A 9,904-nucleotide genomic window follows, 5' to 3' on the forward strand; every position below is an offset into this window, starting at 1 on the left:
CCTATCCCTACCTCCCGTTCTTCTTCGATGGCCGAGTAATCATGGATATCAAACGCACGATCCTGATCGTCGCCCTGGCAATCGTGTCCTACGTTATGGTTCTTAAATGGAACCAGGACTATGGCCAAGCTGCCCTGCCGACTCAGAATGTTGCTTCCAGTACTACCGCACCGGGCCTCCCGGATACGGCAACTGGCAATAAAGCGTCAGTCAGTGACGACATTCCACACGCCGCAAACGATACCAGCGCACCTGCCGAAACTCCGGTAGCCGTGAGCACCGATCTCATCCAGATCAAAACGGATGTGCTCGATCTGGCTGTCGATCCACAGGGTGGTGACATCGCCCAGCTGAAGTTGCCGCTGTATCCACGTCGCCAGGACCATCCGGAAATTCCATTCCAGCTGTTTGATAACGGCAACGAAAGGACTTATCTGGCTCAAAGTGGCCTGATCGGCAGCAACGGCCCGGACGCAAATCCAGCCGGTCGTCCGGTTTACTCCTCGGAGAAGAAGGTTTATCAACTGGCTGACGGTCAAGACCAATTGGTCGTGGACCTGAAGTTCAGCAAGGACGGCGTCAACTACATCAAGCGTTTCACCCTGAAACGTGGCCTGTATGACGTAACCGTTTCCTATTTGATCGACAACGAAAGCGCTCAACCATGGTCCGGCGCAATGTTCGCGCAGTTGAAGCGTGATGCCAGTTCCGATCCTTCTTCCAGCACCGCCACCGGCACCGCGACTTACCTGGGCGCCGCCCTGTGGACAAGTTCCGAGCCGTACAAGAAAGTGTCCATGAAAGACATGGACAAGGCGCAGCTGAAAGAAACCGTCACCGGTGGTTGGGTGGCTTGGCTGCAGCACTACTTTGTGACCGCGTGGATTCCGGCGAAGGGCGAAAATAATGTCGTCCAGACCCGTAAAGACAGCAAAGGCAACTACATCATCGGTTACACAGGTCCTTCGTTGACCGTTGCACCGGGTGCCAAAGCTGAAACCAGCGCCATTTTGTACGCCGGCCCGAAAAGCCAGGCAGTCCTGAAAGAGTTGTCCCCAGGTCTGGAACTGACTGTCGACTACGGCATCCTGTGGTTCATCGCTCAACCGATCTTCTGGTTGCTGCAACATATCCACGCCATTGTGGGTAACTGGGGTTGGTCGATCATCTTCCTGACCATGCTGATCAAGGGGATTTTCTTCCCTCTGTCGGCCGCCAGCTACAAATCCATGGCGCGCATGCGTGCAGTGGCACCGAAATTGGCTGCCCTGAAAGAGCAACATGGCGATGATCGGCAGAAAATGTCGCAAGCCATGATGGAGCTGTACAAGAAAGAGAAGATCAATCCGCTGGGTGGTTGCTTGCCAATCCTCGTGCAGATGCCGGTTTTCCTTTCCCTGTACTGGGTTCTGCTGGAAAGCGTTGAAATGCGCCAGGCGCCGTTCATGCTGTGGATTACTGACCTGTCGATCAAGGATCCGTTCTTCATTCTGCCGATCATCATGGGCGCAACCATGTTCATCCAGCAGCAGCTGAACCCGACTCCTCCGGATCCGATGCAAGCGAAAGTCATGAAAATGATGCCAATCATCTTCACGTTCTTCTTCTTGTGGTTCCCGGCTGGTCTGGTGCTGTACTGGGTAGTGAACAACTGCCTGTCGATCGCCCAACAGTGGTACATCACTCGTAAGATCGAAGCAGCTACCAAAGCAGCTGCCTGATTTACACTGTGGATTACCACTCAAAACGCCCCCTAGTGGGGCGTTTTGCTATCTGTCACTTTTGTCTGGATACCGGTTTATGAGCGCTCCTCGTGAAACCATCGCCGCTGTAGCCACTGCTCAAGGTCGAGGCGGTGTAGGCATCGTCCGTATTTCCGGGCCGTTGGCCAGCGTTGCGACCAAAGCCTTCTGTGGGCGCGAACTCAAGCCGCGATTTGCCCATTACGGCCCATTCTTCAGCGAGCACGACGAAGTGCTCGATCAGGGAATTGCTCTGTATTTTCCGGGGCCGAACTCGTTCACGGGGGAAGATGTCCTTGAACTCCAGGGTCATGGTGGTCCGATAGTTCTGGATATGTTGCTCAAGCGATGCCTGGAACTGGGATGCCGTCTGGCCCGCCCGGGAGAATTCAGCGAGCGTGCATTCCTCAATGACAAACTGGACCTGGCTCAGGCAGAAGCCATTGCCGACCTGATCGAAGCCAGTTCTGCACAGGCTGCCCGAAATGCTTTGCGTTCGTTGCAGGGTGCATTTTCTGCACGCGTGCATAACCTAACGGAACAATTGATCGGTTTACGGATTTATGTCGAGGCCGCGATCGACTTTCCGGAAGAAGAAATCGACTTCCTCGCCGATGGCCATGTGCTGAGCATGCTCGACAAAGTACGCGATGAGTTATCCACCGTCATGCGAGAAGCCGGGCAGGGCGCTTTACTGCGTGATGGCATGACGGTGGTGATTGCCGGTCGTCCGAATGCCGGCAAATCCAGCCTGCTCAATGCACTGGCTGGCAGGGAAGCTGCCATCGTAACGGAGATCGCTGGTACCACCCGGGATGTTTTGCGTGAACATATCCACATCGATGGCATGCCGCTGCACGTGGTCGATACAGCTGGTCTGCGCGATACAGACGACCATGTGGAAAAAATCGGGGTTGAACGCGCGTTGAAAGCAATCAGCGAGGCGGATCGCGTGCTGTTAGTGGTTGATGCCACGGCTCCTGAAGCGCTCGATCCTTTCGCACTGTGGCCGGAATTCCTCGAAACCCGTCCAGATCCGGCGAAAGTCACGCTTATTCGTAATAAAGCGGACCTGACTAGTGAAGCCATTACTCTGGAAGTCAGTGAGGATGGTCACGTCACCATCAGCCTGAGTGCAAAGTCCGGCGGCGACGGCCTAGATCTTCTGCGAGAGCATCTTAAGGCCTGCATGGGGTACGAACAGACGTCAGAAAGCAGTTTCAGTGCTAGACGACGGCATCTAGAGGCACTGCGTCATGCCTGTGCAGCCCTGGAACACGGCCGCGCTCAATTGACCCTGGCCGGTGCCGGCGAGTTGCTGGCAGAGGATTTACGGCAGGCTCAGCATTCGCTAGGAGAAATTACTGGCGCCTTTAGTTCTGACGACCTGTTGGGAAGAATCTTTTCCAGCTTCTGCATCGGTAAATAATTCTCTTCGTTGTCTCCAGGCAGGCCATCTGTGCCTGCCTGTTCTTCATTTTCCCCCTAAAAACCTCCAGTGCTGAGTGGTTCCTTTCTGCTTGAGCGGTACTTGTGTGGGCGGTTTTTATTCATCCAGGCATTTTTCTGTGGATTAAGCCCTGTGAATAACCCTGGCTAAGAGCCGTTGATAACAGGGCCTGAAAACTGAAGATAAACCCATCTGTGGATAACAGGCACTTTCATCCACAGCCTTAAACCGGTTATCCAAGGGTCTCATTGGCACATGGTCACAGGGTTTTGAATCGCTGTACATATCGAAGATAAAGGCCTGTAGCGATCTATCCACAGAAATTATGCTCAGTAGAAATAAACATAAAAACAAAGATTTAATAAATTTCTCTCTTTTTAATTTCTATAACCGCGACTTCTCCACAGCTGGTTAATTTTTGTGCAAAGGGTTCTTTAGGAAGGGCGAAGTCCCTATACTTGTCGACCAGGTCCAAAAACCTGAGCTCAAACTATTCCTGAATTACCTACTTAAGCAGGCACGAGGTGCGTGGTGGATTTCCCTTCCCGTTTTGAAGTGATCGTCATCGGCGGCGGTCATGCCGGTACCGAGGCAGCACTGGCCTCAGCACGTATGGGGGTGAAAACCCTGTTGCTGACGCATAACGTGGAAACCCTCGGTGCCATGAGCTGCAATCCCGCCATCGGTGGGATCGGCAAAAGTCATCTGGTCAAGGAAATCGATGCCCTGGGCGGCGCGATGGCCTTGGCTACCGATAAGGGTGGTATCCAGTTTCGTGTACTGAACAGCCGTAAAGGCCCGGCCGTGCGCGCAACCCGCGCTCAGGCAGATCGGGTTCTATACAAGGCCGCTGTCCGCGAAATCCTGGAAAACCAGCCGAACCTGTGGATATTTCAACAGGCTGCCGACGACCTGATCGTCGAGCAGGAACAAGTGCGTGGTGTCGTCACCCAAATGGGTCTGCGTTTTCTGGCCGATTCAGTGGTATTGACCACTGGGACCTTCCTCGGTGGACTTATCCACATCGGCATGCAGAATTTCTCCGGTGGCCGGGCGGGTGATCCACCGTCGATCGCTCTCGCACACCGTCTGCGTGAACTGCCATTACGCGTCGGCCGCCTGAAGACCGGTACACCTCCACGTATCGACGCCCGGTCTGTGGATTTTTCCGTGATGACCGAGCAACCAGGCGATACACCGATTCCGGTGATGTCTTTCATGGGCTCCAAAGAGTTGCATCCACAGCAGATCAGCTGCTGGATCACTCATACCAACGCGCGGACTCACGAAATCATCGCCGCCAACCTTGATCGATCGCCGATGTATTCCGGTGTCATCGAAGGTATTGGCCCGCGTTACTGCCCGTCGATCGAGGACAAGATCCATCGTTTTGCCGACAAGGAAAGCCATCAGGTCTTTATCGAGCCGGAAGGCCTGACTACAAACGAGCTTTACCCGAATGGGATATCCACATCCTTGCCGTTCGACGTCCAGTTGCAGATTGTGCAATCGATTCGCGGCATGGAAAACGCGCACATCGTGCGTCCGGGCTACGCCATCGAGTATGACTACTTCGATCCGCGCGACCTGAAGTACAGCCTGGAAACCAAAGTCATTGGCGGCCTGTTCTTCGCCGGGCAGATCAACGGCACCACAGGTTACGAAGAAGCCGGCGCCCAGGGCTTGCTGGCCGGAGCCAACGCTGCATTGCGTGCCCAAGGCAAAGAAGCCTGGTGCCCGCGTCGCGATGAGGCGTACGTCGGAGTACTGGTCGACGACCTGATTACCCTCGGTACCCAGGAACCGTACCGAATGTTCACCTCCCGTGCCGAATACCGTCTGATTCTTCGCGAAGACAACGCCGACCTGCGCTTGACCGAAAAAGGTCGCGAACTGGGCCTGGTGGATGACGCTCGCTGGGCAGCTTTCTGCAAAAAGCGCGAAAGCATTGAGCTGGAAGAGCAGCGCCTGAAAAGCACCTGGGTACGCCCGGGCACCGAACAAGGCGATGCAATTGCCGAAAAATTCGGCACTCCGCTGACCCACGAATACAACCTGCTGAACCTGCTGAGCCGTCCGGAAATCGACTACGCTGGTCTGATTGCCGTTACTGGCGGAGGGGCGGAAGATCCACAGGTCGCGGAACAGGTTGAAATCAAGACCAAGTACGCCGGCTACATCGATCGTCAACAGGATGAAATCGCCCGTCTGCGCGCCAGCGAAGATACCAAACTGCCTGTGGATATCGATTACACGAATATTTCCGGTCTCTCCAAAGAGATTCAGGGCAAGCTCGGTGCGACCCGTCCGGAAACCTTGGGCCAGGCGTCGCGTATCCCGGGCGTCACGCCGGCAGCGATTTCGCTGTTGATGATTCATTTGAAAAAACGCGGCGCGGGCCGTCAGTTGGAGCAAAGCGCTTGAGTTCGTTGGTCACTTCGCAACACGCAGAAGAGTTATCCACAGGTGCTCGTGAGCTTGGGGTCGCACTGACGGAAACCCAGCACGCGCAGCTGCTGGGTTATCTGGCCCTGTTGATCAAATGGAACAAGGCTTACAACCTCACCGCCGTACGCGATCCCGATGAAATGGTTTCCAGGCATTTGCTCGATAGCCTGAGCATAATGTCGTTCATCGAAAACGGTCGCTGGCTGGACGTCGGCAGCGGCGGTGGCATGCCGGGAATTCCACTGGCCATCCTGTTTCCTGAGTCCCAAGTGACTTGCCTGGACAGCAACGGCAAGAAAACCCGTTTTCTGACCCAGGTGAAACTCGAACTCAAGCTGGATAACCTGCAAGTTATCCACAGTCGCGTCGAAGCCTTCCAGCCTGCCCAGCCATTCAACGGGATTATTTCCCGGGCTTTCAGCAGCATGGAAAACTTCAGCAACTGGACTCGCCACCTTGGCGACACTGATACACGTTGGCTGGCAATGAAGGGCGTTCATCCCGCCGATGAGCTGGTAGCATTGCCGACAGACTTCCACCTCGATAGCGAACACGCCCTGGCCGTACCCGGTTGCCAAGGCCAACGCCATCTGCTGATACTGCGCCGCACGGCATGATTGGGAACACAAGCAAGAATGGCTAAGGTATTCGCGATAGCGAACCAGAAGGGTGGTGTGGGCAAGACCACCACCTGCATCAACCTCGCAGCATCCCTGGTCGCCACCAAGCGCAGGGTGCTGTTGATCGATCTCGATCCACAGGGCAACGCCACCATGGGTAGCGGTGTGGATAAACATGGCCTGGAAAACTCGGTCTACGATCTGCTGATCGGTGAATGTGATCTGGCCCAGGCCATGCACTTCTCCGAACACGGTGGTTACCAGTTGTTGCCGGCTAACCGCGACCTGACTGCCGCCGAAGTGGTTCTGCTGGAAATGCAGATGAAGGAAAGCCGCCTGCGCAGTGCGCTGGCGCCGATTCGTGAAAACTACGATTACATTTTGATCGACTGCCCGCCGTCGCTGTCGATGCTGACATTGAACGCCCTTGTGGCGGCCGACGGGGTCATTATCCCCATGCAGTGCGAGTACTTCGCGCTCGAAGGCTTGAGTGACCTTGTGGATAACATCAAGCGTATCTCCGAACTGCTGAATCCGAACCTCAAGGTCGAAGGCTTGCTGCGTACGATGTATGACCCGCGCCTGAGTCTGATGAACGATGTATCGGCCCAGTTGAAGGAGCACTTCGGCGATCAGCTCTACGACACAGTCATTCCGCGAAACATCCGTCTGGCCGAAGCGCCAAGCTACGGCATGCCGGCCCTGGCATATGACAAAGCATCGCGCGGTGCTGTGGCCTACCTGGCTCTGGCGGGCGAAATGGTTCGTCGTCAGCGTAAAAACTCACGCATCGCCGCCGCTCAGGCAACTTAAGGAATCCCCATGGCCGTCAAGAAACGAGGTCTCGGACGTGGACTGGATGCACTGCTGAGTGGTCCGACTGTCAGCGCACTGGAAGAACAAGCGGCGCAAGCCGACGACCGTGAGCTGCAACACCTGCCATTGGACCTGCTCCAGCGAGGCAAGTACCAGCCGCGACGCGATATGGATCCTCAGGCACTCGAAGAGCTGGCGCAGTCGATCAAGGCCCAGGGCGTGATGCAACCGATTGTGGTTCGTCCTATCGGGAGCGGTCGCTATGAAATTATCGCGGGTGAACGCCGCTGGCGTGCCAGCCAGCAGGCCGGGCAGGAAACCATCCCGGCGATGGTGCGCGATGTGCCGGATGAAACGGCCATTGCGATTGCGCTGATCGAGAACATCCAGCGCGAAGACCTCAACCCGATCGAGGAAGCGGTGGCCTTGCAGCGCCTGCAGCAGGAATTCCAGCTGACTCAGCAACAAGTGGCCGAAGCTGTAGGTAAGTCCCGGGTGACCGTGGCCAACCTGCTGCGCCTGATCTCTTTGCCGGAAGTTATTAAGACCATGTTGTCCCATGGCGACCTGGAGATGGGGCACGCACGTGCTTTGCTCGGTTTGCCTGACAATCAACAGGTTGAAGGGGCGCGACATGTTGTCGCACGCGGACTGACTGTGCGCCAAACTGAAGCACTGGTTCGCCAGTGGTTGAGTGGTAAACCGGAGCCTGTTGAACCTGCAAAACCGGACCCGGATATTGCCCGCCTGGAACAGCGTCTGGCCGAGCGCCTAGGCTCTGCGGTGCAGATCCGACACGGTAAGAAGGGGAAAGGGCAATTGGTGATTGGCTACAATTCACTTGATGAACTTCAGGGTGTGCTCGCACATATCCGCTGAAACATTTCCTCATGTAGCGCGCAGTCGGAAATCACTACCTGACAGTTGAATAGGGGCAAAACCGCCCCTATACTCTGCGCGCATTTTGTCGGCACAAATTATGCCAAGTTATTGAATTTCGGCAGCCGACCATTGGAGAGCAAATGTGATGGAAACCCGCACGCCAAACCGCTTGCCGTTCCATCGCCTGGCAGTTTTTCCGGTGTTAATGGCTCAGTTTATCGTTTTGATCATTGCCGCTTTGGCGCTTTGGAAATGGTACGGAGTCGTTGCCGGGTATTCGGGACTTTGCGGAGGCCTGATAGCCTCGCTGCCCAATGTGTATTTCGCTCACAAGGCATTTCGGTTTTCCGGCGCCCGAGCAGCCCAGTCCATCGTCCGGTCGTTTTATGCCGGCGAGGCAGGGAAATTGATTTTGACGGCAGTGCTGTTTGCACTGGTGTTTGCAGGTGTGAAGCCATTGGCGCCGATTGCAGTATTCGGTGCCTTCGTGCTGACCCAGTCGGTCAGCTGGTTCGCTCCCCTGTTGATGAGAACAAGACTTTCGAGACCTTAGGGCGTTTGAGGCAACCATGGCAGAAACAACGGCTTCGGGCTATATCCAGCACCACTTGCAGAACCTGACCTTCGGTCAGCACCCTACCGGCGGCTGGGGCTTTGCCCACACCGCAGCTGAAGCCAAGGAAATGGGCTTCTGGGCTTTCCACGTCGATACACTCGGCTGGTCGGTCGCATTGGGTCTGATCTTCGTTCTTCTTTTCCGCATGGCGGCAAAGAAAGCGACTTCCGGTCAACCGGGTGCTTTGCAAAACTTCGTTGAAGTATTGGTCGAATTCGTCGATGGCAGCGTGAAAGACAGCTTCCATGGCCGTAGCCCGGTAATTGCGCCGTTGGCACTGACCATCTTCGTCTGGGTCTTCCTGATGAACGCTGTCGACCTGGTACCGGTCGACTGGATTCCTCAGCTGGCCATCCTGATTTCCGGCGATCACCACATCCCGTTCCGCGCGGTGTCGACCACCGACCCGAACGCGACCCTGGGTATGGCGTTCTCGGTTTTCGCGCTGATCATTTTCTATAGCATCAAGGTCAAGGGCCTCGGCGGTTTCATCGGCGAGCTGACCCTGCACCCGTTCGGCAGCAAGAACATCCTCGTTCAAGCCCTGCTGATCCCGGTGAACTTCCTGCTGGAATTCGTAACACTGATCGCCAAGCCGATCTCCCTGGCTCTGCGTCTGTTCGGCAACATGTACGCCGGCGAGCTGGTCTTCATTCTGATTGCTGTGATGTTCGGCAGCGGTCTGCTCTGGCTTAGTGGCCTGGGCGTCGTTCTGCAGTGGGCGTGGGCTGTGTTCCACATCCTGATCATCACCCTGCAGGCGTTCATCTTCATGATGCTGACCATCGTTTATCTGTCGATGGCGCACGAAGAAAACCATTAAGACCAGTTTCGACTAGTCTGATGTCCCTCCCGGTTAAACGGGAGGGGGCTCCTAACGGAGCATCTGAAACGATTTGTTTTACCGCTTTAAATTAAAAAAACCTAAACCATACGACGTAAAAGTCGGGAGGAAAGATGGAAACTGTAGTTGGTCTAACCGCTATCGCTGTTGCACTGTTGATCGGCCTGGGCGCACTGGGTACCGCAATTGGTTTCGGCCTGTTGGGCGGCAAGTTCCTGGAAGGCGCAGCGCGTCAACCAGAAATGGTTCCAATGCTGCAAGTTAAGATGTTCATCGTTGCCGGTCTGCTCGACGCCGTAACCATGATCGGTGTTGGTATCGCTCTGTTCTTCACCTTTGCGAACCCGTTCGTTGGTCAGATCGCTGGCTAATTACTCGGATCTTCCGGGTAATTTGGTGTGATGGACAACGTAACTGCGAGGTGTTGGCGTGAACATTAATGCGACCCTGATTGGCCAGTCCGTTGCGTTCCTGATTTTTGTACTG

The 9,904-nt window shown here is 55.4% G+C and carries 9 protein-coding genes; all 9 read left to right on the top strand.

What is annotated here, in order from left to right:
- Positions 1-41 precede the first annotated feature (41 nt).
- The 9 genes from yidC (at position 42) to atpE (ending at position 9,789) form a co-directional block, all read left to right on the top strand.
- Positions 42-1,721: a membrane protein insertase YidC gene (yidC, locus tag ACRESJ_RS19055; RefSeq protein ID WP_431759279.1), complete on the top strand. Its 1,680-nt coding sequence runs from the start codon at positions 42-44 to the stop codon at positions 1,719-1,721.
- A gap of 79 nt (positions 1,722-1,800) precedes the next feature.
- Positions 1,801-3,171 (top strand): tRNA uridine-5-carboxymethylaminomethyl(34) synthesis GTPase MnmE, encoded by a 1,371-nt coding sequence (mnmE, locus tag ACRESJ_RS19060; RefSeq protein ID WP_431759272.1) that lies wholly within the window; start codon positions 1,801-1,803, stop codon positions 3,169-3,171.
- 552 nt (positions 3,172-3,723) lie between these two features.
- On the top strand, positions 3,724-5,616 hold the full coding sequence (mnmG, locus tag ACRESJ_RS19065; protein ID WP_431759273.1) for a tRNA uridine-5-carboxymethylaminomethyl(34) synthesis enzyme MnmG: 1,893 nt from the start codon (positions 3,724-3,726) through the stop codon (positions 5,614-5,616).
- Positions 5,613-6,257 carry a 16S rRNA (guanine(527)-N(7))-methyltransferase RsmG gene (gene rsmG, locus ACRESJ_RS19070; protein WP_431759274.1) on the top strand — a complete coding sequence of 215 codons (645 nt, stop codon included), beginning with the start codon at positions 5,613-5,615 and terminating at the stop codon, positions 6,255-6,257. The genes mnmG and rsmG overlap by 4 nt, the downstream gene beginning before the upstream one ends.
- An 18-nt stretch (positions 6,258-6,275) precedes the next feature.
- Positions 6,276-7,073, top strand: a complete 798-nt coding sequence (locus ACRESJ_RS19075) for a ParA family protein (protein ID WP_431759275.1) — start codon at positions 6,276-6,278, stop codon at positions 7,071-7,073.
- 9 nt (positions 7,074-7,082) lie between these two features.
- The gene (locus ACRESJ_RS19080) at positions 7,083-7,955 is read left to right on the top strand and encodes a ParB/RepB/Spo0J family partition protein (RefSeq protein ID WP_431759276.1); all 873 of its coding nucleotides are present in this window, start codon (positions 7,083-7,085) and stop codon (positions 7,953-7,955) included.
- Between the two features lie 148 nt (positions 7,956-8,103).
- Complete coding sequence (locus ACRESJ_RS19085) at positions 8,104-8,511, top strand: F0F1 ATP synthase subunit I (RefSeq protein WP_431759277.1); 408 nt, start codon at positions 8,104-8,106, stop codon at positions 8,509-8,511.
- A 16-nt stretch (positions 8,512-8,527) separates the two neighbouring features.
- Positions 8,528-9,397 carry a F0F1 ATP synthase subunit A gene (atpB, locus tag ACRESJ_RS19090; protein ID WP_431759278.1) on the top strand — a complete coding sequence of 290 codons (870 nt, stop codon included), beginning with the start codon at positions 8,528-8,530 and terminating at the stop codon, positions 9,395-9,397.
- 134 nt (positions 9,398-9,531) lie between these two features.
- Positions 9,532-9,789 (top strand): F0F1 ATP synthase subunit C, encoded by a 258-nt coding sequence (gene atpE / locus ACRESJ_RS19095; RefSeq protein ID WP_003097235.1) that lies wholly within the window; start codon positions 9,532-9,534, stop codon positions 9,787-9,789.
- Positions 9,790-9,904: the final 115 nt, after the last annotated feature.

The sequence above is a fragment of the Pseudomonas sp. genome (assembly GCF_050739655.1).
Lineage (GTDB): Bacteria > Pseudomonadota > Gammaproteobacteria > Pseudomonadales > Pseudomonadaceae > Aquipseudomonas.